We start from the raw sequence: 26,945 nt of genomic DNA on the forward strand, positions 1-26,945 counted from the left end.
GCAAAAAATCAGTTATTAAAAATTAGGATTAGTGATGACTTACGAATTCTATGATGTCATAATTAACGATTGACTTGGTATTCGAGATAAACACTGATAAATCGTTGCAAAAATCTCCTGATAAGGACAAGCATTACTAATTGCGATTAAAACCCGTCGTTTACTAATAGTAATAACAGATCCTAGCTTCAATAACTTTGTACGGATAGTCTCAAAGGTTTCAAATTTCATTGATTCTTGTGACGAATTCACCACTTTTTCCACGCAGAGCGCAAATATCGGGTCGTGACGTAGATTTTCATGGTCATTTGATTTTCTTCTTCTAGTCTATGAAATATAAAGGTCTTTATCGTTATGTCTAAGTCTTCAAAAAGACACATAGAAAATTTAATTCGAGAGATTGAAGGGGCTTTCTCTACTAGCCAATACCCCAGAGATGATCAACTTGTGTATGATAATAGTGGAAACCATCTTGAGTGTGAAGAAATTGCCAGAGATTTTAGAGGCAAAGACTGGAAAACAATACCTCTAGAAACACTACGGTATAATGCTGATAGCTTATTATTTTTTACTCCGCAAGCTTACCGCTTTTATTTACCAGCTTATCTTCTTGCTTCAATACAATTTTATCGTGAAGCAGATATTATCACTAACAACGTTGTTTATAGTTTAACGGCTCCTGAAGAGCAGGGATTTGAAATGAAGCGATTCCTTTTGCGAGTTAGTTTCTTCAGTTTAACTCAAAAATCAGCTATTAGATCATTTTTGAAGTTCTTGTTGACTAAACATTCCGGCAACTTTCCACTGGGTGATATAAACACAGCAATTGAAAGATTTTGGAGAAGTGAGAACATTTGATTTGACACTCTCAAAGTCTTTAGATGCTGAGATTCTTCGTACTCTTTGAGAAGGCTTACGCCTACAACGAGTCCACTGGAGATGCGATGTCTTTGGTGGTGGCTCCCATCATGAAGTTCGGGATGAAGTAAATAATTATATTGCTTCTATAATTTGTTGTGAATGCTGCCAAAAAGATCCAAAAACTCAGGAGGAAAAAAAGTCAGAATATTGTGCTATTTTACCAAAGAAGATAGTACCTGATGCTGGTGAATTAGCACCACAAGGCGCTTTACCTAAAAATAATTCCTCAATTGCCACCTCAGAAAATTCAGATGTAGTTAAACAAGTTTAGCTACTGAAATTAAGAAGTAATCCAATAGATTTTTAAAATTAGCCAACCATGCAAAGAAGACAAAAATTGCTTGATGATATTATCGCAAGTATCGATGACCCTTATGGAGATACTTGTATGAACAATTGCTTTCGTGTTCTTTACGGTCTACCTACGGATTTGCAACTAGAACTCACCTACTTTATGATGTTACGTTATCTGACTATTTTTGAGAGGAAGTATCCTGAGATCACAGTACCAAGACAAATTATCAGTGATATCTCCAAATATTTTGAGACATTTGGTAGAGGAGTAGATATGCGTACCGTAAAATCCTTTACAGCAGAAGGACTCTATGTAACTAGCTGTCATGGTGTCTTACTGGCTTATTCTCATCAAAATGATTTATTCACAGTCACTTCATCTTGTACTTGCGCTATTCAATCTGTAATTGATGCTCGTCGAGATAATGTGTGGGAAGCTGATGATCCTGAAGCCTGGGAAAAGACCCAAAAAAGAGAATATGTTCCCAAAGAACGTATGCCTGTATTTAACGCCGCAGGATATGCTGTTTTTGCTAGAGAATGGGAAGAGGTGGTGAAATGGCTTAGAGAAAAGGAGATTTGGAATTATCCTGATGAAGTTAATTTAGAGTTGATAGAGCGACAACTAGAGTATTGGATAGATAATATGTATGTTTTAATAGTTCCAGAAATAGCCGAACTATTGAGCCAAGAACCGGATGAGATTTTCGTTGATGACATGAATGATGATTAATTAGTATATGAGGTTGGATTAAGCAAAGCAAAAACCAATATTTATCCTGAAGAAATATGTGGAGATAGGTATTTGCGAGTTGAACTGCCCTTAGATTTTTATTAAGGATTTACTAGCTGAGTACAGTGATAAATCTGCTCAAGAGAATATAGTAACCCAAGCAAGTGAAGTGGTACAACAACAGGTAATTGCACCGCCTCCAGTTGCACCGCCTCCAGTATTACCCCCACCAACTGGTATTCCTCCAATTTTAGCCCCAGCCACTAAATTTGCACCCTGGATTATTCCGCTTGTAATACCTGGGGGACTATTGAACCCCCTACCAACAGCAAATGATCAAATCGATCCACGAACTGGTCGTCCTCGTTTGCCGCAGCAGCCAAAACCCCCTCGACATCCTAAGCCGATCACTCCACCAACCACTGCTTTTCCAGTGGAGAGGATGCTATTTCTAACATTTAGCGAACTTTTCCTAAGCCTCCCTTGGAAATATGCAGGCAGAAAGTAATATAAAAGATAAGGAAAATTTATGGAACAAGAACCACTCATAGAAAACGATATTACTTTATGGAATAATTTCCAGCGTTCTGAGGGAAAATTTTATTGGGAGCGTCGGGAGTTTTTAATAGGCTGTAAAAACAAAACACAGATAATCAAGAAAGCTCTTAATATCGCTGGAGACAGAGGTACAGCTTTGCGCCTGCTTTTATATTTAAATGTCGAAGAACGTCTATCTTTCTTCGATGAATTGGTTGATTCAGCTAGTACTGCTCATTCAGATATTGACTTAGTTAGGGAAGTATTACTCTCGCTACCCAAGGAATTTTTGTTAGCAAACATCGAAAAAAGTGCAGACCCTATATTAAACGCGGTAGATCCTTATTACCAATATGAGGAATATAGACGCCTGCTAGAGTTGTACATTGAAATTGATCCTGAGCTAACACGAAGACTGGCTACAAAAGCTTTGCAGAGTGACATTGAAGATATTCACGAAGCAGGTCAAGATTTTCTAGAGTTACTTGATAATTGCTGACTCGAAATATTGATGTAAAACAGATGGGGGCAGCAGCTTATGCTAGTGGTAATCAGATTGCATTTAAGGAAGCGCCGAGTGTGGAATTAGCAGCACATGAAGCGGCGCATGTAGTGCAACAGCAGTCGGGAAAGGTGCAGTTATCTGGTGGTGTTGGTCAAGTAGGGGATAAATATGAGCAGCACGCTGATGAGGTGGCGGCTAGGGTAGGGGCAGGTAAATCGGTTTGAAAATCAAACAGGTCAACCTATACCCATTCGTGAGAGGTTAAGATAAACCGCATTTTGTCAATCAGTTAAAATACTCAAAATACTTCAAATAAGAATGATAATCGCGCATAGGTTTGGGGGAAGGAGTCAAGCGTCGCTTGACTCCTTCCCCCTTTTGTTTGATTATCGTTATCGATAAACTGGTGAATAGCTAAAATCTTCATTTAAAAACTATTGTAACGACCGAATACTTTTATCAAAATTGGGCAACATTATTCGGTAAATTCAATTATTAAGCGAGTTCACAAAAAAGTTTGGTTTACCGCCATGCCCAAGCAACCAAAACACAACTCTGACCACACACAAAAACATCATACTCCTACTATAGATAATGAAGCGATTGCTGCTCACTTAGAAGCTTTATTAACTCCGGCTATCTTTAATCAACAAAAATATTACAAGCAGTTAGGATTACGAGATAGAATTATCAATTTATCTATGATGGTAGCCGCAGTATTAACTTTATTGTGGCGACAAGTTCCTGGAGTACAAGAACTAAATCGTTTATTGGCAAGAGAAGATTTATTATGGTGTCGTGCAACCAATGTGGCTCAACAATCTCTTGCTCAAAGATTTTTAGTATTTCCTGCTGAATTGTTTGAGCGAGTATTTAAAGATTTACTACCTCGTTTACAACTCAATTGGCAGCAAAGAGTGAGACGACCTCTACCAGATAGTGTTAAGTTTGCACTGAATAATTTTGAACGAATTTGGATTGCTGATGGGTCTACTCTAAAAGCATTATTTCGCAAGCTCAAAAGCCTGAAAGACTTGAAAACAGGTCAGTTAGCCGGCAAAAACTGTTGCGTAAAGAATTCACCGAGGAACAGATTATTGAGATCGAAAAACGGCTGATAGAAGCTGCTAATAAAATGGGAGAAAATCCGCCACCCTTCTTGCCGCCAGGTTAATATTCCAGTTAAGAGACTTAGTTCTGTCAATCGATAATTCTTATTCTTATCTTATGTCTCAGTCAAATTTACCTGACTTTTCCAATACAGAACCTTTGGAGGAACTACGGTTTCACCAAAGGGAACTTTATTGGGATATGACTAGCCTAGTCAAGAAAATGTCAGCGCTATTGGGTACTTTTCCCCAGACCTCTCAAACTTTCCAGGAAGTGCTATCGGGAATGATTGATGTCACCTCTGACATAGAACATGATGTTACACACCACCTTGCAGAAGCTCTTAAACTAGCAGGACAAATACTGGGAAAGCCATCCCTGCTCGAACTTGGCGAACAGCTAGGTTGCCAAGAGATAAACTGGGAAACCCTGGCTACACAGCTACCTAATGATGGACAAATAGACGACTCTGCTAGGCTACATCTAGAACTACAGGAATTGGCTTCAAATTTGCGTTTTTCCTTGGATACAGTTGCTCAAGTTGCTAATTACCAAGGAGAAGAAGCAACAGGATGGGAGCAATTAGAAGATAAACTAAAGTGTCTGGCTGAAGTGTTAGGTACTCGCTCTTGGCTGGATGCACAAAAATTGTACGGACAAGCTTTGCGCCTCAATCTAGAAGCAGATCCGGATCGGCAAGCCAGAGACGATTATTGGCGAATGGTATCTACACCCCTAAATCAAAATTACCATCCCTCAGCTCGTAGTTTAGATTTTTGTCCTACTTGTGGTGCAATACTTACAAGCGATGATCGCACTTTTGATGGTTCTTATTGTGAAGAATGCCGCACTGCTTGGATAGAGTCCTCAGAAGATAGTTTACTTGTCGAGTAACAAACACTAATCGCTTGGTGTTTCTTCGGGAATGCCAATTGCTGGTGAAATGGCTCAGAGAAAAGGAGATTTGGAATTATCCTGATGAAGTTAATTTAGAGTTGATAGAGCGACAACTAGAGTATTGGATAGATAATATGTATGTTTTAATAGTTCCAGAAATAGCCGAACTATTGAGCCAAGAACCGGATGAGATTTTCGTTGATGACATGAATGATGATTAATTAGTCTATGAGGTTGGATTAAGCAAAGCAAAAACCAATATTTATCCTGAAGAAATATGCGGAGATAGGTATTTGCGAGTTGAACTGCCCTGAGATTTTTAAAATTAGCCAACCATGCAAAGAAGACAAAAATTACTTGATGATCTAATCGCCGGTATCAATGATCCTTATGGAAATATTCGTACCGATAATTGCTTTCGTGTTCTTTATGGTTTACCTACTAGCCTGCAAATAGAGTTAGCTATCTTTATGATGTCACGTTATCTGACCATCTTTGAGAGGAAGTATCCCGATATCACAGTACCAAGACAAATTATCAGTGATATCTCCAAATATTTTGAGACATTTGGTAGAGGAGTAGATATGCGTACCGTAAAATCCTTTACAGCAGAAGTCAGCTATATACGTAGCTGTGATGGTGTCTTGCTGGCTTATTCTCATCAAAATGATTTATTCACAGTCACTTCATCTTGTACTTGCGCTATTGACTCAGTAATTAATGCTCGTCGAACTAATGTGTGGGAAGCTGATGATCCTGAAGCCTGGGAAAAGACCCAAAAAAGAGAATATGTTCCCAAAGAACGTATGCCTGTATTTAACGCCGCAGGATATGCTGTTTTTGCTAGAGAATGGGAAGAGGTGGTGAAATGGCTTAGAGAAAAGGAGATTTGGAATTATCCTGATGATGTTAATTTAGAGTTGATAGAGCGACAACTAGAGTATTGGATAGATAATATGTATGTTTTAATAGTTCCAGAAATAGCTGAACTATTGAGCCAAGAACCGGATGAGATTTTCGTTGATGATATCAATTAAAGTTAAAAAAAGCGTAGTTTTTCTGGCTCTCCCAGACTAAATATGTGAAATTAAGAACAAAAATACTTGAAGAAGTTTTGCCGTCAATTCGTAAGTTTCAATCCCTAATACGGATTAAGTGGTTTTTCAACGTGCATCTCTAGAACTATTCTTGAAGTTTTAAGTGCAAAATCTATATAATCAGCTTTTTGACTTTTGACCCCTTCGGGGTTCGCCAGTCGCTCATGGAGGAAACCCCTAAGACTGTGCTGGCTAACTTTTGACTTCCGCTTTGCGGTATTACAAGGTGTAGGTGAAATCATTTACCAACATCCCAGGAACCAAACTACCTCCCAAATCACGACTTTCGTAGGTTCCGACTTCGGGGATAAATTCCTGAAAATTGGTGAACTCTACCAGATTTTCTCCCCAGAAGCGATAAAGGCTTTCATCGAAGCGTAAGTTTTCAATGGGGGCGACGATTTCACCGTTTTCTACCCAAAAGCAAGCGTAACGGGTCATACCTGTAATTCTACCAGTGAAGCGATCGCTCCAGTTCAAGTAATGCAAGTTCGATACATATAGTCCTGTATCTAAACTCCCCATAATCTCGTCAAAACCTAAATTTCCCGGACTGATTTCCGGCGCACGTAAAGTTTCGGAACTATTCGCACCGTTGGCAGTTTTGCCATATTCCTTCGCCGTGCGAGAATTAACCAGAGTATTTACTAAAATCCCCTTTTCAATCAAACGTAATTCCGGGGCCACCATTTCTCCCAATTGGTTAAAACGTGGTACAAAACCCTGTTGAAAGTTTTCTTTTAAACTAAACTTGGGCGAAAGTTGTTTTTCTTGGCGCGATAGCATGGCTAAAGCACTGTTTCCTTGTTGTAAATCAGCTTCACTCACAGCAGACCAGGAAAGCATCCCCAATAAATCGGCAACAGCCGCCGGTGCAAAATAAGTTTTATACTTTCCCCGTGTTAATTGTTTAACGGGACGAGAAAGTAATTGCAGTTGGGTTTTAGCTTCATTAATCTTGGCGATATAAGCGGTTTCATCCCAATTACTGCCGGCAAAGATACCTTTAACGGCTTGACCACAGTTATCAAACAAAGAATAATCTAATGTAAAAGTATCAGTAGCAAACCAGTGTTTTTGACCTTGAGAATCACCATAGGCTTTAATTACGACTCCGCCCGCATACATCCCAGTAAAATCTAATTCAGCTACCAGTTCTAATAGAGTTGGTACTACTAATTCTGCTGCTAATAATTGCCCTGAGTTTATTTCACGACTGGTATTATTTCCTGATGGTAAAACTAAATAGGGGTCTATTGGTAATAGTGTCAATTCTTCGCGGAGTTCGAGTAAAGCTGTGTATGCTGTTTGCCAATCTTTATCCCAGTTTCCAGTGAAGGGAAAGGAGCGAAAACTGCTGCGTTGGTCTTCCATTAATGTCAGTTCTATGGAACCATCTGCAACTAATCCGGTTTGTCGCACTTTTGCATGATTGAATCGGGTAAATTGGCTTTGTTCGCTGCTAAGTTTGACGGTGAATTGTTCGGTTGCTGTTTTTTTAATTAGTAGGGTTTCAATTAGTTGATTAAAGCTGATTTCTAAGGTAGATAATTCGGCAATTTTCATAATGAGGAGTTGAGAATGAGGAAAAAACCACAGAGACGCAGAGGACACAGAGGAATGAGTTTTTGAGAGATTTTTTGCGTCATTCCTAGACCAATGACCAATGACTAATGACCAATGACTAATGACCAATGACTAATGACCACCACCAAAGACTTCGACGTTGGCAAATACGCAAACTGGGGAACCGTGTCCTACTCCAATGGCTTGATTGGGTTCGCCTTTACCGCACATGGCTGTACCATACATTTGCCAGTTCTCATTATTCCCGACTTGGGTGAGGCTTTGCCAAAATTCTGGGGTTGTGGCTCGATAGTTGGGATTTTTCAGGGTTTTGGTGAGTTTACCGTTTTCGATTAGTTTGGCGTATTCACAACCAAATTGGAATTTATGACGGCGGTCATCTATTGACCAAGACCGATTTGATTCCATGTAAACGCCGTGTTCAATTCTGCCAATCATTTCTTCTACGCTGGCGTTTCCTGGTTCTAGGTTTAAATTTGCCATGCGGTCAATGGGGGGACGGTTCCATGAGGATGCACGGGCGCAAGCTACACCTGATATCCCGGCTCTGGCTTGGCTTTCTAAGCTGCCTAAACCTCTTTGTAAGACTCCATCTTTAATGACATACTCTCGTGTCGCCACTGCCCCTGTATCATCAAATCCGTAGCTGGCAAATTGACCGGGTACTGTGGGGTCAAAGGTGATGTTCATTAGCGGTGAACCGTATACTAGGTTGCCAAAGTCACTTTTTTTCACAAAGCTGCCGCCGGCGTAGTTGCGCTCATCTCCTAAAATTCGGTCAATTTCTAGGGGATGTCCGACACTTTCGTGAATTTGCAGCATCATTTGGTCTGGTGCTAAGACTAAATTTGTGCGGGTGTTGGGACATTCTGCGGCTGTTAGCAGTTCTATGGCTTGTTCTCCAACTTGTTGGACTCGCGGCCATAATTGGTCTTGTTTTAATAGTTCCCATCCGCCTTGATAGCAGTGTGCTTGCCAACCATTGTTACTGCGTTGTTGGACTACTGTACCATCTTGAGCGATCGCCCCATAATGTGTTCCTAAAGATACAATTTTTTGGTAAACTTCTGAGCCGTTGCTACTAATAAACCAAGTTTCTCGTTCTGTGGTGCTGGCGCTGGCTGAAGTTTGCACTATTTTGTCATCAACTTTCAGGGTTTGACAAATACGCACTAGTAAATTGTTGATTTCTCCGGGGCTGAGTGTATCGAATGGTTCTAAATACGGAGATTTATATTCACCTACGACTTTGGGGCGTTGACTTTCTTTAAAAGGATATATCCACCATTTGCTTGCGGCTAATGCTTGTTGATAAGCTGTGTGGGCTGCGGCTTGTAGTGATGACAATTCTAGGGAATTAGTGGCTGCATAACCGAGACAGCCATTCACTAAAACTTCCAGCATTGCTCCCATAGTGGAGGATTTGCCGTTAATTTGCGGTAAGCCATCTCTAACATAACGAGTAGAGGAATTTTCTTTTACGGCTCTAATCCCAATCCAATCAGCTGGAATATCAAGATTAGCGATCGCTTGTGTAAGTTCAGACCACATATTTATATTAAGATTGATCAGAAAAATATCCCAATGATACTAGCTCAATGACTGGTGCTAAATTTAAAATAGCATAAGGTACAACTCTACGAGTTACTAGCCTTTATATAGCAGATAATGGAGTTTCTGTAATAAGTTTTTTGGCTAGGGGTTGACCCTATTTTTCTATATAGATTTTGAGATTAATCATTTTTTTGAAACTGCTCAAATAATTTAGCAGGGCATAGATAAAAGTTACAAGTCCAATCATTTCCAGGACTTCTTCAATTAATATGGCAATTGTCGTTATTGGGGCAAGCCGACCAAAAGATGCTCTTAAAAACCCACCTACCATTTCTATCCCCAGCGCTCCGCCTACATAAAAAGTTGCAGCAATCAAGAATAAATACCGAGTTTTTTTAGGTAAATATAAGAGAAATTTAGAATATTTAAATGCAAAAAATATAACCGCAGGAATCCCGAATATAACCCAGGTATGAAAGAATATTGGGCTGAGATTAAATCTTTCTCTTAGCGATGGAATGATTAAAATTTCGTGAAAGCTAAAGGCTTCATCTAGGCTGAAAATAAAAAATATTAAAGATAGATTTTTCCAATAAATAAAATATTTATCTGCTTTTTTAATTAAAGTAATGACTGCTAATAATGCCGAACAAAATAATAACATGAAGGATGAATACCAAGCAGGTATATTTAGCTCTTCATCCAGGCTAAACAGTTCGTAAAACCATTTTGAACTGGGAAAAGAGAACCCGGAAACCAAAAAATAACCACTTATAGCGCCAGTTAGGGTAAGAAATAAAATTATTATAATTAAATTCTGTGTAAATTTTTTAGCGGAAATATGAATTGGTAACTCTACATCACTAGTAGATGGCTGCGGCATAGAAATTTATTTTTTAGTCGTGTTTTTAACATTAACACAAAATTTTCCCCACTTAAAAAATTCCCTAGTTCAGATCAAAAGATTCTAGGAATATCAATTAATCATAGAAAACAGTATCTAAAGTTACAATTCAATTGCTACTAGTACAGTAAGGCGTAAATAAACAGACTATTGAAAATCAATCAAAGCCTAGAGGATAAGATTTTTGACTTCCCGGCGGTACTATGCTAAACCTATGTACTTAGACAGCAGTCAATTTATTTTTCTACACGTTGAAAAACTCCATCGGATGTATGAAGTAAGTCATTGTAAATAAGTAAAGGTTTGTGGTCAGGAGTAAAGTTATGAATTAAGGGCTAAAGCCCTTACTACGAGCTAAATTACCATATTTTTACATTACTTAACATAGTTGGCTTTATGATCACCAACTTATTTACCTGCATCTGATGTTGGTTGATTATCTGCACTTAAAGCCAGTTTATAAATAGCGGATTTTTCTTCGTTTAACAATTTTGGCTGTAAATAAAGATTTTCCACCAGTACACCGACACCAGCTACCCAAGGCGGGACAATGACAGCGCCAATAATACCTAAAACTTGGGTTCCTCCCAGTACGGCTAAAAGTTGATATAAAGGACGGACTCGCACTGAAGAACCTACCAGTAAAGGGTCAAGTACATAAGTTTCTAAGTTTTGAATCATTACAAATAACAGCAATACCCAAAAAAAAGTTAAGCCACTTTGAGGAATTGCCACAATTAAAGCCGGAACTGCCCCTAATACTGGGCCGACAAAGGGAATTAAGTTGGTAAAGCCAGCAATTACGCCCAGGGCTAAGGCAAATTCTGATAGTCCCAAAATTCTTAAACCTAAAGTAATCACAACCCCTAAAATGGCGGAAACTAAAACTCGCCCTTGGATATATCCCCCCATGCGACGAGAAATAGGGATAACTTGGTCGGCTAGACGTTCATCCCAGGGTTGGGGAAACAGACTCACTAGACTTTTAATTAAGTTTTTGCTTCCAGCTACCATATAGGCAGACATTACCAAGGCCAAAATTAGATTGACTACGCCGCCAATAAAGCCACGAGTAAAGCCGAAGGAACGCACGAGTAACTGTTGACTAGAACGAAATAACCAATTTGTTACTGATTGGAGGTCAAAGAATTCTTCTACTGATTCTATTTGAGTGATTCCCAATCGTAAGGCGAAATTTTCTGACGCAATTAACAAATTATCTAAATAAATTGGCAGTTTGCTAGTTAATCGCTGAATTTGCTCTGAAACAGATGGGCCAATAATTAAACCCGCGCCAATTAAGCCAAAAATCAGGCTGACGTATACGACAATTACGCCTAGCCAACGGGGAAGATGTAATCTTTCGGCGAGGTTAACTAAGGGCGCGATCGCAGCTGCTATGACTACAGCTATCATTAAGGTTAGGATCAAGCTCCGTAATTGCCACAGTAAGACTACGAGCAAGAAAACGGCGACAATTAGCAAGAGGTCAGCTAAGGAAATAGATTTACGCTGTTCATTTGTCATTGGTCATTTGTCATTTGTCATTGGTCATTTGTCATTAGTCATTGGGAAGTTACTGTCTTCTCCCCCTGCACCCTGCACCCTGCACCCTGCCCCCTGCCTCTTCCCCCCTGCCCCCTGCCCCCTGCCTCTTCCCCCCTGCCTCTTCTAACGATGCCAGCGAGTACCATCACGGCTATCAATTAATGTAATACCTTCTGCTTGTAGTTGATCACGAATGCGATCGCTTTCGGAAAAATTCTTGGATTTTCGGGCTGCTTGTCGTTGTTCAATCAAGTTCTCTATTTCGGTATCACTTAAACCTGCGGTTGTTATAGTTTCGGTTTCTGGTTGGGCGACTAAACCGAAAACTTCTGCTAACATCACCAAGGTTTGCCACTGTTTTTGTAACTCTTCTGGAGATGTTTCGGTTTTACCTTGATGCACAATAATATTTCCTTGGCGGCGCAGTTCCTTGGCTAGTTCAAATAAGACTGCTAACCCACCGGGAAAATTAAAGTCATCATTTACCGCTTCTTGGAAACGCTGAATGTGAATTTCAGAAGTTACATTTTTTCCATTCCCCAATTCCCATCCCAGTTTTTCGCCGTATTCATAACCAAAGAGTAAACCTTCTTTGAGGGTGTGCCAGCCATTCGTTGCAGCTGCGATCGCATCGTCGGTAAAATCAATTGGTTTACGATATTGCGCCATTAGGACAAATAACCGTACTGCCATTGGCTCAACGCCTCGGTCTAGCAGGTCACGAATGGTGGTAAAGTTGCCCAAGGATTTGGACATTTTTTCACCATCAACTTTCACCATGCCGTTATGTAGCCAGTAAGTTGCTAGGGGTTTACCTGTGACTGCTTCTGATTGGGCGATTTCGTTTTCATGGTGAGGAAAAATTAAGTCAGCACCACCAGCATGAATATCTATTGTCTCACCCAGGCGATCGCGCACCATTGCCGAGCATTCAATATGCCATCCCGGACGACCTGGCCCCCAAGATGATTCCCAAGCGGGTTCTCCTGGTTTTGCGGCTTTCCACAGGGCAAAATCAAAGGGGTCTTTCTTTTTCTGATATTCTGGATCTTCTATCTGGACGCGATCGCTCGCTCCGGCTTGCATATCTGACAATTTACGCCCAGAAAGCTTACCATATTCATTGAACTGCCGGACTGCATAGTAAACATCACCGTCAGCCGGGTAAGCAAAACCTTTATTTTCCAACTCATGAATTAAGCGCTGAATCCCGTTCATGGCGTGAGTCGCACGGGGATATTCATCAGCCGGTTTAATTCCCAATCGTCCCATATCCTCAAAATAGGCGTTGATATAACGTTCCGCCACAGCTTCCATCGATGAACGTTCTTCACGCGATCGCTTGAGAATTTTGTCATCGATATCGGTAAAATTTTGGATATAACGCACCTCATAACCGATAAACTGGAGGTATCGACGCACTACATCCCACACTATACAAGCTCTGGCATGACCCAAATGGCAGTAATCATACACCGTCACACCGCAGTAGTACATCTTCACCTTACCTGGTTCCACTGTGGCAAATGCTTCTTGACGACGGGTGAGAGTATTGTAAAGAGTTAGGGTCATAACAGAATAATTATCAAATCTGGAGATACGTAATAATAGGGTAAAACAGCTGCAATCACAGCCCATCATCCCTATGCTAGTACGCCACGGCAGAAATAAACCATCCCCTCCCGAAAAATGAACCCCTAACAGCATCGCAATTACGAATTACGAATTACGAATTACGAATTACGAATTAATTTTTGATATTTAATCACAACGCTATGCAATCAGTATTTACTTCCGAATCTACAGCAATGGATGCACCCAAACAAGGAATGCCAGTTACAATCATCACTGGTTTTCTTGGTAGTGGTAAGACAACTTTATTAAATCATATCCTCAGTAATCAACAAGGGTTAAAAACTGCTGTTTTAGTCAATGAATTTGGGGAAATTGGCATTGATAATGAGCTAATTGTCTCCACAGATGAAAACATGGTGGCTTTGAGTAATGGTTGTATTTGCTGCACCATTAATAATGATTTAGTAGATGCAGTTTACCAAGTTTTAGAACGCCAAGATCATCTTGATTATTTGGTAGTAGAAACTACAGGTTTAGCTGACCCGTTACCAGTAGCTTTAACCTTTCTTGGTACAGAATTACGTGATTTAACCCGTCTGGATTCAATTATTACTGTAGTAGACGCAGCTAACTACAGCCTAGATTTATTTAACTCTGAAGCTGCATATAGTCAAATCGCCTACGGTGATATTATTATCCTCAACAAAGCTGATTTGGTTGATGAAGCAGCTTTGAATGATTTGGAACGAAAAATCAATGCAGTCAAAGAAGATGCTAGAATTATTCGCACCGAGCGATCGCAAGTTCCATTGCCTTTAATTCTCAGTGTGGGTTTGTTTGCATCTGAAAAATATTTTGATCAAGCAGATAAACATGATCACGACCATCATGATCATGATCACTCAAAATGTGAACACGATGATCATGATCATGAACACCACCATCATGATCATTCCCACCATTTAGAAAATGATGGTTTCACTTCCATATCTTTCCAAAGTGACCAACCTTTTGCCATCAGAAAATTCCAGTATTTCTTAGATAATGAATTACCTGCAAATATTTTCCGGGCTAAAGGAATTCTCTGGTTTAAAGAAAGTCCTAATCGTCATATTTTCCACCTGTGCGGCAAACGTTTCACCTTAGATGATGACCAATGGAAAGGTACACCAAAAACTCAGTTAGTGTTGATTGGTCAAAATTTAGATCGTGACACTTTAATGTCTCAGTTAGAAAATTGCCTTGTTCCTTCTACAAGCTGAGATTTTAAATCAGTTAACAGTTAAAGCAAAGTGCTGAGTAGAAATCAAGTTAATTCAAGACTTTCAGCAATTAACAATGTCCTAACTTCCTTGGCGGTTGCTATAACTGATAACTGATAACTGATCACTGATTACCTTGGTCTTCCCAATGTAGTTACATATATGACAGCCTCATCAGCCGGAATGCCTAAAATCTCATTTACTTGGTCGTCAAAGAAGCCACCGATACCACTGACACCTACACTCAGGTTAGTTGCGGCTAAATTCAACCGTTGTCCTAAATGTCCCGCATCCATGTGTAAATAACGGTAAACGCGATCGCCATATTGTGCGATCGCAGTTTTAAGATCAGCCGTATGAAACAGCACGGCGGCCGCATCTCGCCCTAAATCTTGCCCCAAGCAGAGGAAGTGTAACTCTCTGCGGAAATTTTTGAAGCGAATCTGTCTTAATTCTTGGGCTTTAGGTGCGTAATAATAACAGCCAGACTCCAGACCTTTCACCCCACTAACAGCAATAAATGTTTCAATTAAATTCAGGTCAAAGTAGTCTGGAGTATTATCTAAACCTTGGTCGATGTAATTTTGGGGTTGATAGGTGAAATCCAGTAAACTTTTGAGTTCATCGAAGGTTAAACTTTCACCACTGTAGGCGCGGGTAGAACGCCGCTTGTACATGGTGGTTTCCAAATCTGTCAGTTTTGTTCCCCAGGAAATTGGTGTGGTAGCTGTGGGAATTTTTAGACAGAAAGGAAAATTGTATTTATCCTCTAAGATTTTCTCTGGCTTCACCGTTGGTAGACTGCGTTTGCTAGTTAAACTTGGTTTAATTTGGGTGTGATGATGAAAATATTTCAGCAGTTCACCATCGGGAATCGGTGGATAATTAGTTTCACTGGCAGAAGGCAAAGCTGTACATCCTAATGGCAAATTTTGTTGCACATCTAATAAGTCTGCCAGAGGTAAGACAGCGATCGCTCCTTCTTGTTGCGAATCTATATAAAGTAAATCATTAACGGCTTCATCTACAAAACCACCAATCAAATGTGGGCGATAGTCATTCATCGCCCCAGCTAGTTCTATATTGCCCAGCAGATGCCCCGTATCTAAAAATATGCGCCGATAGGCTCTATCTTCATATCGCCAGGCTGAACGATAAAAAACCCCAGTAATGATAATTGCCAATTGGGTACTTTCAATGGCTGGATGCCAAAAACAAGCCTCTTGCAAAGCTGGCCAAACATCACTTTCCCAATAATGCATTAGGGAATGAGTCCGACATTGGTAGTTATACAATCCAGGTGGTAATAACGGCGTACCACGGGATACTAGATACACTTCCGCCGGATATAATCCCCCCGCACTGGGCGCAGCCCGTAAATATACCGCACTGCCCATTGAAGGCATTCTCGCTGTCAGTCCATAACTGCGAAACAATAACCGGGAAAGTCTCTGCCACCATTGTGCATCTGGGTTATTTGCAAATGTCTCTGATGTGTCTTGGATATAGGGTTTAAGGTCAAAAGTTGTCCCAATTTTGTACTCTTTAAACGGCACTGGCTGTTTAGCCCAGTCTAACCCCTGAGACTTAGAGGCAAGAGTCTCAGGATCGTATTTAGTCCGTTCGTGGTAGTGTTGAGCGATGGATTCGCGTATTTCTGGCATATTAATTTCAATACTCTTGGCTTCCTCCTTTTGATCTTGGCATTCATCAGCCTCATTGTTTCGTGTTAATTAGTACAAACTGTAAACTCATTATGTGATGTCTGGTAAATCCCTGACTAAATCTCGTTTCTAGAAATCAGGGAGTGAATTAATCAGAATTAGTTGATTTTGGGCTATCTGCCAAAATTGGGGTCTGGGTTCGTCGCCAACGGGTAACACCATAAATACCAGCAGCTAAAATTAACAACACAGGACTGTAAACCATTGACCAAATGCCCAATTTTAACAAGCCCACACTCAATTTACCTAATGAATGAGTGGAGTTCTTCCAGGTTTCTTGAATTTGGGATGCTAAGGTAATTTGGGGACTGGTGCTAGATATCGCTGCTTCTAAGTTCAGGGTAATGGTGGAATATGCAACTTGATTTTTTAAGCTTTTTAATTGAGCATCAATTTGTTCTATCGATTGTCGGACGTTATTCAATTCTTGAGCAACACTTAGCACATCTTTAATGGAACCCGCCCGATCCATAATTTTTTGCAAATTGGCTTCAGTTCTTTGCAGGTTATTTAATCTAGCTTGGAAATCCACCAGGCGATCGCCCACATCTTCTGCGGTAATATCACGATTACTCACAGTGCCTAATTTAGCTAATTCTTCTATAGTAGTTTCTAATCTATTTTGAGGAACTCGCATTGTAATAGATGCAGTATGCCGGGAAGTTTCCCTTGTCGGCTGACGTTCGCTTAAACCGATTAAATCCCCTTGTTGTTGATTAATAATTTGGGAGACAGCATCGATACTCTCACTAACAGAGTCAACAATTACAGTCATTGCAGCCTTTTTAATCAGTTGAGGACGCGCACGGGTTACTGTTACTGGTGCAGCTTCCGCCTGGGGCGTACTTTCATTAATTGTAGGGGGTGCTGCGGCCATATTTTGCGGGCGATCGCTTGAAGACAAAGCCGAATCTAACGATGGCTGCACAGAAGCAGCACAACTACTAAATATCACCCCACCCAATAAAGCACTCACCAACACAACAGATTTTTGTGGCGATTTCGTTGAGACTTGCATAATCAACCCCCAGATAGATGAAACTAACCTCAGTATGGCTGGGGAAACAACTCAAACTTGACCTAGTTGCGATTTATGTAACACAATAGCCATCGACCGAATTCTGCAAAAACAAAAGAGGCTCAGATCCCCGACTTCTTCAAGAAGTCGGGGATCTTTCTTGCTATTCGATAAACCACCCCATAGATGAATTGTCAAAAACCCCAGAGCAGTTACTAAATTAGGTAATGGTATTGCAAACTAAAACGAAAAGCATGGAAACCACACAACTAGGAAACACAGGTGTATACGTGAGTGTAATCGGCTTGGGTGGGATGCCCATGTCAATTTATGACCGTCCGCCTGAATCCCAATCAATTGCAGTTATTCATCGCGCCTTAGAATTGGGGATTACATTTATTGATACTGCTGATTCTTACTGCAAAGATGAATCAGATAAGCACCACAACGAGCGATTAATTCACCAAGCCCTGACAACTTACAAAGGTGATATCAGCCAAGTCATTGTCGCCACCAAAGGCGGTTTAATGCGTCCTGATGGTAGTTGGGGGCGTAACGGCAACCCAGACCATTTACGCCAAACAATTCGGGAAAGCTTTGAGATTTTAGGAGGCGATAAACCTATTGATTTGTGGCAATACCATTCCCCAGATCCTAATTACACCATAGAAGCATCCCTAGCACCAGCCAAAGAAGCTGTAAAAGCTGGTTTGATTCGATTTGTGGGAGTTTCTAACTTTTCTGTAGAACAAATTAAACAAGCACGGGATGTCGTGGATATTGTCTCTGTGCAGAATCAATATAGTCCTTGGCACAGACAGCCAGAAACCGATGGCGTATTGCAATATTGTGAACAGGAAAAAATCACCTTTTTACCTTGGAGTCCCTTTGGGGGAATGCGTCGCCATGCAAATTTACCAGATATTCAGGCGATCGCCAAATTAGCCCAAGAAAAAAACCTATCATTATACTGTATCGTCTTAGCATGGTTGCGTTCCAAATCCCCCTGTATTCTGCCCATTCCTGGCGCTAGTCAAGTTTCCAGCATTGAAGATACAGCACTTGCTGTCAATGTGAAATTATCAGATGCAGAAGTGCAAAAAATCGATCAAGCCACTTCTTAATCAGTTATCAGTTCAGAGACAAATCGGCGTGATCACTGTTCACTGTTCACTGTCCACTGATTTAAGGTACAATCGAAAGCTGCTAATTAATGACCATGCTGCTGACAGGAGATGCATATTATGGCCCGGATGTATTATGACGAAGATGCCAATTTAGACCTTTTGGCTGGAAAAACGATTGCCATTATTGGCTATGGTTCCCAAGGTCATGCCCACGCCCTTAATCTTAAAGATAGTGGTTTGAATGTGATTGTGGGACTATATCCGGGTAGTAAGTCAGCAGCAAAAGCCGAAGCAGCTGGTTTAACTGTACAACCTGTGGCCGATGCTGCTAAAGCTGCTGATTTCATCATGATTTTGTTACCTGATGAAGTCCAAAAGACAGTTTACAAACAAGAAATTGAACCAAATCTGCAAGAAGGAAACGTTGTCGCCTTCGCCCACGGTTTTAATATTCACTTTGGGCAAGTCGTACCACCTGCTAACGTAGACGTGGTAATGGTAGCACCCAAAGGCCCCGGACATTTGGTGCGCCGGACTTATGAACAAGGACAAGGTGTCCCAGCGCTGTTTGCAGTTTATCAAAATGCTAGTGGTCAAGCACGCGATCGCGCCATGGCTTACGCTAGAGGTATCGGTGGTACACGTGCCGGAATTCTCGAAACCACATTCCGCGAAGAAACCGAAACCGATTTGTTTGGTGAACAAGCAGTATTGTGTGGTGGTTTAAGCGCCTTAATTAAAGCAGGTTTTGAAACCTTAGTCGAAGCAGGTTATCAACCAGAATTGGCTTACTTTGAATGTCTCCACGAAGTCAAATTGATTGTTGACTTGGTTGTAGAAGGTGGACTAGCCGAAATGCGCGACAGTATCTCTAACACTGCTGAGTATGGTGATTATACTCGTGGACCCCGCGTTGTCAACGCTAACACCAAAGCTGAAATGAAGAAAATTCTCAGCGAAATTCAATCTGGGCAATTTGCACGGGAATTCGTCTTAGAAAATCAATCTGGTAAACCAGGATTTACCGCCATGCGCCGCCAAGAAGCCGAACATCCCATTGAAGAAGTCGGCAAAGACTTACGCGCCATGTTTAGCTGGTTAAAAAAAGTTTAATTAACGTTTGTAGTGAGGGCTTAAGCCCTCAAATAAAAACTCCTGTAGGGGCGGGTTCGTAGATATCATGCTCATTAACCGGGATATTTAGTGAACCCGCCCCGATTACAAATAACCCAGAAAAGAATTTATCCTAAACACAGCATAGCGAACGCTTTTTTCATCAGTATATTCTGGATTAATGGGAATCTCATCGAAAGATTTCAAGACAATCACAGCCCGATAAAGTTTACCATTTTTAAATTGCTTATCTCGAATATCCACACGGAGAATATTTTCTAGTGGTTCCTCAATAGTTTGCTGAATACGTAAACTTTTTCGCTCTATAAATACCTGATTCAGACTTTTGTAAAAAATACAATTAGTCATAGGTGTTGTTAATGCAACAGCACCAATAGCTATGCCAATTAACATAGTTACATTTTTGACAAACAGTAGTTGATGTTGATTTTGTCCTAAAAATAAAGACATTTGTCCAGAATTAATAAAGGTGTTAATTTGCCGAACATCTTGCTGATTCCTTCCATAGTTCTGACTAGATATCAGTTCCCGTTCTCCCACAGGAGTCACAATGACGACGCGATAACTTTTACTCCTGCTACTACTTATAGCTTTCACGTATGCACTCTGAATATCAAAAATTCTTAACCTCTGTTTCCTTCCCAACAAACTAGACTGCCTCAAGTCACAATTAATTTGGTTGGGTAAAGGGCGTTGACAAGTGAGACGAACGGTTACAAATTCAAAAAACAAAAAGTAAATCAGAAAACCTAAACAGCCAATAAAAAATGATCCTCCAAAAAACCAAACACGAAACGGTCGGTGCTGAACCCGTAATCGGGTGCGCGTTTCTTCTACAATTTTCATCAATATTGGTATATAAAAGACTTAACTCATAATTTGAGTATTCCCTTCTAAGTCAGCTTACCCATCACAAAATATGCCAAAAATGCATCTTAACCCGGCAAAGCAGCAACATCACAGGCTGATAAGTCGATTCACTTTATTATTCCTAGTTTGCTTCCTGGGGATGCAAAATACCGCACAAGCACAGTCTCAGCCCACAACTAAACTTCTACCATTTTTCGATAATATCAATAACCCGGTTCCTATAGGTTTTCCCAGGGGTCGCAAATTAGACATTACACCACCCCCACCCCCTTTAAATTCCTTTGACAAAGCTGTTCTCAATATCTGTGGCCCTATGGGAACAAGAGTCACCCGCAATAAATTTCAACAGTTATTGTCCTCTTACCCAGATGTTTTACAGAAACTTCAAACAGTTAGCGGCGGCGAATTCCGTCCAGGACGCAGAAATAAAACCGAATTTATCGAAGATTTAACTGATATTTGGGTTAAAAATCGGGGCTTTGAACACATTTTTTGTGGCGAAATCAAGAGTGCTAATAAAATTGGCGGCTTGCATTTTTATGGTCGATATTTACAGTTACAAAATGAAGGAATTGGCGGACGTTTACCGAATAACCAGAGGCGTGAGGAGGTTGTTCCTGGTATAATTTATACAATGGGTGTTATGATCAAACAAGGAAACCGCACATTTACAGATGTGATGAAAGGCTATAGTTATCTGAGTAATGCTCAAGAATTGCTTGTAGATGCGACCCGAATTTTTAAACTGCAAGGAAATTCTGAAGGAGCGTGTATTTTTAATGTGCGAGATCAGGATACTGGAAAAACTTTCCCTAAAGTTTTTGTGAGGAGACAAAAGACTATAGTTACCTTCTATCCTGATGCTACTCCCCAAGGTGCAAACTGTAAAAAATAATTTGCTGCGATCAATTTATGGCAAGTTGAGAGGGAACAGGGAACAGTTACCTGTCATCCCCAAATTTTCTGATTTATTCAACCCAAAGTTCACACGTTTGATGGTAGGTAGGAAAAAACCAAACTATATTACGAAAAGTAAACAGCGCAAAAATTCTTACCAATGACCAATGACTAAGGACAAATGAAGAACCCCACCAGTTAACTTTATTTACGCCCTCTTACTTACACCCTTCAAAAACCGTTCGGCTGACGCTCAAGGCGAAGCCTTGCACCTACTTTTGGGTTTATCAGCCCCAAACCTTCGATTTATCTGGGTTTTATATTTATTCAACAAACCCTAAATACAAAAATCGTCTCTACCTTGATATCAAAGGTTTAGGCGAGTCTTGTGTTAATTTTTTATGGGTCGCCCGAGACTCGAACTCGGAACAAATCGGTTAAAAGCCGAGTACTCTACCATTGAGTTAGCGACCCTTTTGCTTTGTTTTGCAACTTTGCCATCATAACACGATAATCTGAGATTTGCAAATCTTTTATAAAAGATTCGCTGTTAACTGTACAGATGCCTTGCAGCCAGCCTTTGGAGCTAATACCGTCAGGTTTGCGCCAGTATTGAGGGCATTACGAGGGGCTGTCCAAGGTTCTAGGCAGTAGAAATCTTTGCCTTTGACTGTCCAAAACACTAGATGAGAATAGATATTGTCGTAATCTAAAGTCAGCTTCAGGGAACGACTAGGATCTATCACTGTGGCTGATTGGCTAGTCAAATCCTTAAAAGCAACATCAATTTCATCGCGGTTGAAATCAAAATTACCATCAAATGAGTGAATTTGCTTAGTATTTTGGTCTTGATACTGCTGTGAGGGGATTTGAAACTCTAGCTGATTTTTATCACCACCAGTCAGAAAGTAAGGATGGAAACCAGCCGAAAAGGGCATTGGTGTGGATGACAGATTTTTATATTCCTGTCGAATTGCGAGATTATTTCCTTGCAATTCATAAGTAAAAATTACTTGAAAGTCAAAAGGATAAACTGCCTTGGTTTGCTCGTTGCTATTGAGTACGAGGGTCAGACTAGCTTTATCTTCAGTTTTTTGCTCAGTCACTTCCCAAGGTAACTCACGCCCAAAGCCGTGTTGTTTAAGAGTGTATTTTTGCCCGTTATGGGTGTAAGTATTATCTGGTAAATTGCCACAGATAGGAAACAGAATTGGATTTCCGCCTCTGACGCTCAAATCTGGATGAGTAAAGCGTTCAGTATCCAAGTAGAAAATTTCTTTTCCCTGGATACGCCAACGGGTAATAATACCGCCTCTTTCTGGTACTACTTCTATCTGAGAGCCAGCACTTTCATCGCTGAGGATATAAGTTTTGTATTGTTGTTCTTGAACGGTGATGGTAAACACAAGTTTCAGTCCTTAATGATGGTGAATTTAGGTATACACGAAAAATCAAATATGCGTCTTTGGTGAACCCTGGTAGGGACAATTCATAAATTATCCCTACATTCTTTGACGGACTACTCGCACTTAAAACTATTTACTCGTCTTCTGCAAACACAAAGCGATACAACTCGCTGGGGTCAGGTTCGGGGCTACTTTCGGCAAACTTCACAGCTTCTTCGATGACTGCTTGAATTTTTCGGTCAATAGCTTTGAGTTCAGCCTCATCTGCTAAATTTTGCTCCACCAGATAAGTTGCCAACTTCTTAATCGGGTCACGGGAAAACCAGAATTCTTTCTCGGCTTTGCTTCGCATTTCATCTGGGTCTGCGAGGGAGTGTCCCCGGAAGCGGTAGGTCAGGGCTTCAATTAAGGTTGGCCCTTCACCAGCACGGGCGCGGGCGACTGCTTCTTGAGCAACGGAGCGCACTGCTAGCACGTCCATACCGTCTACTTCTACGCCAACCATGTTAAATACACTGGCTTTTTTGTAAATCTCTGGCTGGGAAGTGGCTCTTTCATGAGACATCCCAATAGCCCATTTATTATTTTCGACCACAAAAATAATTGGTAGTTTCCACAGGGCTGCCATATTTAAAGTCTCGAAAAACTGACCATTATTAGCTGCACCATCGCCAAAAAAGCAAGCTGTTACTTGGTCGGCGTTTTGATCTCCCAAAACTTCCCGGCGGTATTTGCTTTGAAAAGCTGCTCCAGCTGCCACGGGAATGCCTTCAGCCACAAAAGCATAACCACCTAGTAAGCCATGCTCGGCAGAAAACATATGCATAGAGCCACCACGTCCTTTGCTGCATCCTGTGGCTTTGCCAAATAACTCTGCCATCACTTCTCTGGCTGGTACACCGGCGCTGAGAGCATGAACGTGGTCGCGGTAGGTGCTAGAAACAAAATCTTCACCTGGTCGCATGGCTTGGATAACACCTGTGGAAACGGCTTCTTGACCGTTGTAGAGGTGAACAAAACCAAACATTTTGCCTCTATAGTACATCTCAGCACATTTGTCTTCAAATGAGCGACCTAGTACCATGTCTTCATACAACCGCAATCCTTCTGCTTTGGTGATGTTGCTATTGGCAGTATTAAATGTAGGTAACGTGCGTTCTTGAACCATTATTTTTTAGTATTCCTATAGTAAAACTGAAATTTACCATCTCAAATAAGTTGCTGTCAGGCAATATCTGCTTTTCATTCGCTAGGATGTGCTGGAGTCAACTACCAAAATTTATGCACCAAAAAGGTTTATAGGCAATGGAGGCGAAACAATGAGTGAATTTTTGATTGTTCTAACCACACTCTGCGAGGATCTTACCCGAATGGCAACAGATACACCCCTGAGTTTTCTCACTCCCTACTCCTGTTCATAGGCTATCAATCAGGATAGCTCGGTTTCTGCCTATCCATGAACAATTTGGCAAAAATGAATCAGGAATTTTTTTCTATAGCTAGATACTTTTAATTTAAAGTTATTTATGGTATAGTTACGCATCTTTAATTAACATATCCAGTTCAAGTTAATTCTTTTAACCGCCTAGCTGGATAAATCCGTGAACGATCAGTAACTATAAGTGCTTACAGGCAAAAATACTCAAAATTCAAACAAAGTATTGGCGCTTTCTAGGCAATGCAAAATATTACCACTAAAATATAATTCAAATTTTAGGAAGTAACAAAAACAATTGTCTCAATATATACTTATAGTGTAAGTCCGCCACGGTATTATTAACCGTACTATTATGGCACGGTTTTACATGGCTGGAATGCTCTAGGTGAATTATGTTGATCACGGTGCAGGGGAAGTAGACTGTGCGAATTCCGCTAGATTACTACCGAATTTTGGGATTACCGTTAGCGGCAAGTGATGAACAGTTGCGGCAGTCGTACAGCGATCGCATTGTGCAGTTGCCACGACGAGAGTATTCTCAAGCAGCAATTTCTTCCCGCAAACAACTCATTGAAGAAGCTTACGTGGTTTTATCCAATCCAAAAGAACGTAGCAGTTATGACCAGCTTTATCTTGCCCATGCCTATGGCCCCGACGGCAATGGTAATACTACGGTTGCAGTGGGAAACCACACCCAAAGCAATAACACTGATCCTGACATCCAGAGTCTGAGTATCGACGTTTCCCAACAGGAATTAGTTGGTGCTTTATTAATTCTGCAAGAATTGGGCGAATATGAACTGGTATTAAAGCTAGGCCACGAATATCTTACAACTCAAAGCGGAATAACATCTGCCAGAATGGCTAATAATTTGGCCAGTGAAGAATTTCTGGAAAATTCTGATTACCCAGATATTGTTCTAACCGTGGCTTTGGCTTGTCTAGAACTGGGTCGGGAACATTGGCAGCAAGGTCACTATGAAAATGCTGCTATTTCTTTAGAAACTGGTCAGGAACTGCTAGCACGGGAAGGGCTATTTGCTAGTGTACAGGCGGAAATGCAAGCTGACTTGTATAAATTGCGTCCCTATCGAATTTTGGAATTGCTGGCATTACCAGAAGAAAAGGTTGCCCAAAGACGACAAGGGCTGGCATTTTTACATGATATCTTGAGCGATCGCGGTGGCATCGATGGTACTGGCAATGATCAATCTGGTCTAAACATAGATGACTTTTTGCGGTTTATCCAGCAATTACGTAACTATTTAACAGTTGCAGAACAGCATAAACTTTTTGAAGCAGAAAGCAAGCGTCCCTCTGCTGTTGCTAATTACTTGGCAGTTTATGCCCTATTAGCCAGGGGATTCACTCAACGTCAACCAGCATTAATTCGTCAAGCCAAGCAAATGCTGATGCGTTTGGGAAAACGTCAAGATGTACATTTAGAACAATCACTGTGTGCGCTGCTACTAGGTCAGACCGAAGAAGCCACCCGCGTTTTAGAACTGAGTCAAGAATACGAAGCTTTGGCTTTAATTCGGGAAAAATCCCTAGACTCTCCCGACTTGCTACCGGGATTATGCTTGTATGCAGAACAGTGGTTACAAGATGAAGTATTTTTACACTTTCGAGATTTAGCTCAACAGCAAGCCTCCCTCAAAGATTATTTTGCTAACCAACAGGTACAAGCTTATTTAGAAGCCTTACCTACTGATGCAGAAACCACTCAAGAATGGGCTGTAATCAACCGGCAGTCTTTTTCCCAACCTCCCCTGCATAATTATCATTCCCCTGCTGTTTCTCCAGAATTTGCTCAAGGCAGAACACCTGCACCGGATGTATCAGCAACGCCAAATCAGAGAAGACATGAAAATGTCCGCTTTTCGCCAACTATTGGGAATACACCACCAGATCGAACTTCACAAGATGCCCACTCACAACCTGATGTAACACAATTTACTCATCCTGAACGCACAACCAGAACCACTCAGAATCATCTCAATGGTGCAGCTAAATCCACTCCTCCTCGTCAAGTCAAAAAACGCCGGAGACGAAAGCCTCGTCAAGCTGCGAATGGAGGTTATCCCCAACAACAAGCTTTTGCGACTACCTTAGAAGGAAAAACACGACTTGTTTGGACTGTATTTGCTTCTCTGGCAGGGATATTAGTTTTTTGGCTTCTAGTTTCGACAACATTTGGATGGATGAAAAATTTGTTCTCTCCTAGACCAGTTTTGCAAGGTGAACAGTTATTTGTGGAACTTAATCAACCACCAATAGAGATTCCAGATGAGAACAGTAAATTGCAACTTCTAGAAGACAATCTGACGAATACAACGGCGCAAGAAGTGATTCAGACTTGGCTATCTGCTAAAGCTGAGGCTTTAGGCCCGAAATATAATGTGGATAACTTACAAGAGATTTTAACCGATAAAACTCTTGCTCAATGGCGGCTACTGGCTCAACAAGAGAGGTTACAAAACCGCTATCGTCAATATAAGCACACAGTGAAGGTAGAATATCTTGATCAAAAATCTGATCAAGCTGTAGTTGTGGCTACAGTCAGGGAAGTAACAGAATTCTATGACCAGGGTCGGATTAGAAATTTTTCTGATGAAACTTTGCGTGTGCGATATTCTTTAATTCGACAAGCTGACGTTTGGCGCATCCAAAATATGTCAGTTATTAATGAAATTGGCATGAATTTTTAGAGGACAAAAAACTCAAATCAATTCTGTAATTTGGGGATGATTACCAATAGCCCTGAGTTGGATTTTTCATTTTTTTGATGTTAAAAACTTTAGTTC

24 protein-coding genes, 1 tRNA gene and 1 pseudogene are annotated in these 26,945 nt (G+C 40.8%); 14 read left to right on the forward strand and 12 right to left on the reverse strand.

What is annotated here, in order from left to right; all coding sequences use genetic code 11:
- Positions 1-48 precede the first annotated feature (48 nt).
- The gene (locus tag VB654_RS12045; protein ID WP_323214003.1) at positions 49-264 is read right to left on the reverse strand and encodes a transposase; all 216 of its coding nucleotides are present in this window, start codon (positions 262-264) and stop codon (positions 49-51) included.
- A 90-nt stretch (positions 265-354) separates the two neighbouring features.
- On the opposite strand from VB654_RS12045, the gene VB654_RS12050 reads away from it, so the two are divergent.
- From VB654_RS12050 to VB654_RS12090, 9 genes and pseudogenes are all read left to right on the forward strand, one after another.
- Positions 355-858 carry a DUF6714 family protein gene (locus tag VB654_RS12050; protein ID WP_323214004.1) on the forward strand — a complete coding sequence of 168 codons (504 nt, stop codon included), beginning with the start codon at positions 355-357 and terminating at the stop codon, positions 856-858.
- A gap of 382 nt (positions 859-1,240) precedes the next feature.
- Positions 1,241-1,948, forward strand: a complete 708-nt coding sequence (locus tag VB654_RS12055) for a hypothetical protein (RefSeq protein WP_323214005.1) — start codon at positions 1,241-1,243, stop codon at positions 1,946-1,948.
- Positions 1,949-2,117: 169 nt separating this feature from the next.
- Positions 2,118-2,456: a hypothetical protein gene (locus VB654_RS12060; protein ID WP_323214006.1), complete on the forward strand. Its 339-nt coding sequence runs from the start codon at positions 2,118-2,120 to the stop codon at positions 2,454-2,456.
- Positions 2,457-2,477: 21 nt separating this feature from the next.
- On the forward strand, positions 2,478-2,984 hold the full coding sequence (locus tag VB654_RS12065; RefSeq protein ID WP_323214007.1) for a hypothetical protein: 507 nt from the start codon (positions 2,478-2,480) through the stop codon (positions 2,982-2,984).
- A complete protein-coding gene (locus VB654_RS12070; protein ID WP_323214008.1) occupies positions 2,978-3,214 on the forward strand; it encodes an eCIS core domain-containing protein in 237 nt (78 codons plus the stop codon). Before VB654_RS12065 ends, VB654_RS12070 begins: the two co-directional genes overlap by 7 nt.
- A 306-nt stretch (positions 3,215-3,520) precedes the next feature.
- A pseudogene (locus VB654_RS12075) lies at positions 3,521-4,051 on the forward strand (hypothetical protein); the annotation flags it as partial.
- Between the two features lie 166 nt (positions 4,052-4,217).
- On the forward strand, positions 4,218-4,994 hold the full coding sequence (locus tag VB654_RS12080) for a hypothetical protein (protein WP_323214009.1): 777 nt from the start codon (positions 4,218-4,220) through the stop codon (positions 4,992-4,994).
- 44 nt (positions 4,995-5,038) lie between these two features.
- Positions 5,039-5,218, forward strand: coding sequence for a hypothetical protein (locus tag VB654_RS12085; protein WP_323214010.1), 180 nt, complete (start codon positions 5,039-5,041; stop codon positions 5,216-5,218).
- Between the two features lie 114 nt (positions 5,219-5,332).
- A complete protein-coding gene (locus VB654_RS12090; protein WP_323214011.1) occupies positions 5,333-6,034 on the forward strand; it encodes a hypothetical protein in 702 nt (233 codons plus the stop codon).
- 279 nt (positions 6,035-6,313) lie between these two features.
- Here the strand turns inward: VB654_RS12090 and VB654_RS12095 are convergent, their stop codons facing one another.
- From VB654_RS12095 to cysS, 5 genes are all read right to left on the reverse strand, one after another.
- Positions 6,314-7,660: a TldD/PmbA family protein gene (locus VB654_RS12095; protein ID WP_323214012.1), complete on the reverse strand. Its 1,347-nt coding sequence runs from the start codon at positions 7,658-7,660 to the stop codon at positions 6,314-6,316.
- Positions 7,661-7,792: 132 nt separating this feature from the next.
- Positions 7,793-9,232 carry a TldD/PmbA family protein gene (locus VB654_RS12100; protein WP_323214013.1) on the reverse strand — a complete coding sequence of 480 codons (1,440 nt, stop codon included), beginning with the start codon at positions 9,230-9,232 and terminating at the stop codon, positions 7,793-7,795.
- 157 nt (positions 9,233-9,389) lie between these two features.
- On the reverse strand, positions 9,390-10,118 hold the full coding sequence (locus VB654_RS12105) for a hypothetical protein (protein ID WP_323214014.1): 729 nt from the start codon (positions 10,116-10,118) through the stop codon (positions 9,390-9,392).
- Between the two features lie 429 nt (positions 10,119-10,547).
- On the reverse strand, positions 10,548-11,666 hold the full coding sequence (locus VB654_RS12110) for an AI-2E family transporter (protein ID WP_323214015.1): 1,119 nt from the start codon (positions 11,664-11,666) through the stop codon (positions 10,548-10,550).
- A 144-nt stretch (positions 11,667-11,810) separates the two neighbouring features.
- Positions 11,811-13,259 carry a cysteine--tRNA ligase gene (gene cysS, locus VB654_RS12115; protein WP_323214016.1) on the reverse strand — a complete coding sequence of 483 codons (1,449 nt, stop codon included), beginning with the start codon at positions 13,257-13,259 and terminating at the stop codon, positions 11,811-11,813.
- Positions 13,260-13,462: 203 nt separating this feature from the next.
- Here cysS and VB654_RS12120 point away from each other — a divergent pair, with 203 nt between their 5' ends.
- A complete protein-coding gene (locus tag VB654_RS12120) occupies positions 13,463-14,524 on the forward strand; it encodes a GTP-binding protein (RefSeq protein WP_323214017.1) in 1,062 nt (353 codons plus the stop codon).
- Positions 14,525-14,655: 131 nt separating this feature from the next.
- On the opposite strand, the gene VB654_RS12125 is transcribed toward VB654_RS12120, so the two are convergent.
- Both VB654_RS12125 and VB654_RS12130 read right to left on the reverse strand, forming a co-directional pair.
- Complete coding sequence (locus VB654_RS12125) at positions 14,656-16,188, reverse strand: SagB/ThcOx family dehydrogenase (RefSeq protein ID WP_323214018.1); 1,533 nt, start codon at positions 16,186-16,188, stop codon at positions 14,656-14,658.
- A 148-nt stretch (positions 16,189-16,336) separates the two neighbouring features.
- On the reverse strand, positions 16,337-17,266 hold the full coding sequence (locus VB654_RS12130; RefSeq protein WP_323214019.1) for a DUF4349 domain-containing protein: 930 nt from the start codon (positions 17,264-17,266) through the stop codon (positions 16,337-16,339).
- 254 nt (positions 17,267-17,520) lie between these two features.
- On the opposite strand from VB654_RS12130, the gene VB654_RS12135 reads away from it, so the two are divergent.
- Together VB654_RS12135 and ilvC are read left to right on the forward strand one after the other, a co-directional pair.
- On the forward strand, positions 17,521-18,390 hold the full coding sequence (locus tag VB654_RS12135) for an aldo/keto reductase (protein ID WP_323214020.1): 870 nt from the start codon (positions 17,521-17,523) through the stop codon (positions 18,388-18,390).
- Positions 18,391-18,510: 120 nt separating this feature from the next.
- Positions 18,511-19,506, forward strand: a complete 996-nt coding sequence (gene ilvC, locus VB654_RS12140) for a ketol-acid reductoisomerase (RefSeq protein WP_323214021.1) — start codon at positions 18,511-18,513, stop codon at positions 19,504-19,506.
- 105 nt (positions 19,507-19,611) lie between these two features.
- Here the strand turns inward: ilvC and VB654_RS12145 are convergent, their stop codons facing one another.
- Positions 19,612-20,373, reverse strand: coding sequence for a hypothetical protein (locus VB654_RS12145; protein WP_323214022.1), 762 nt, complete (start codon positions 20,371-20,373; stop codon positions 19,612-19,614).
- Positions 20,374-20,536: 163 nt separating this feature from the next.
- Between VB654_RS12145 and VB654_RS12150 the strand changes: the two genes are divergently transcribed.
- Positions 20,537-21,292, forward strand: a complete 756-nt coding sequence (locus VB654_RS12150; RefSeq protein ID WP_323214023.1) for an EndoU domain-containing protein — start codon at positions 20,537-20,539, stop codon at positions 21,290-21,292.
- Between the two features lie 404 nt (positions 21,293-21,696).
- Here VB654_RS12150 and VB654_RS12155 read toward each other — a convergent pair.
- From VB654_RS12155 to pdhA, 3 genes are all read right to left on the reverse strand, one after another.
- Positions 21,697-21,768: transfer RNA gene (locus tag VB654_RS12155), tRNA-Lys, on the reverse strand.
- Positions 21,769-21,827: 59 nt separating this feature from the next.
- On the reverse strand, positions 21,828-22,700 hold the full coding sequence (locus VB654_RS12160) for an aldose epimerase (protein ID WP_323214024.1): 873 nt from the start codon (positions 22,698-22,700) through the stop codon (positions 21,828-21,830).
- Positions 22,701-22,833: 133 nt separating this feature from the next.
- Complete coding sequence (pdhA, locus tag VB654_RS12165) at positions 22,834-23,868, reverse strand: pyruvate dehydrogenase (acetyl-transferring) E1 component subunit alpha (protein WP_323214025.1); 1,035 nt, start codon at positions 23,866-23,868, stop codon at positions 22,834-22,836.
- A gap of 692 nt (positions 23,869-24,560) precedes the next feature.
- On the opposite strand from pdhA, the gene VB654_RS12170 reads away from it, so the two are divergent.
- On the forward strand, positions 24,561-26,849 hold the full coding sequence (locus VB654_RS12170) for an IMS domain-containing protein (protein ID WP_323214026.1): 2,289 nt from the start codon (positions 24,561-24,563) through the stop codon (positions 26,847-26,849).
- The last annotated feature ends 96 nt before the right edge of the window (positions 26,850-26,945 follow it).

It is taken from the genome of Nodularia sp. UHCC 0506, assembly GCF_034931045.1.
Lineage (GTDB): Bacteria > Cyanobacteriota > Cyanobacteriia > Cyanobacteriales > Nostocaceae > Nodularia.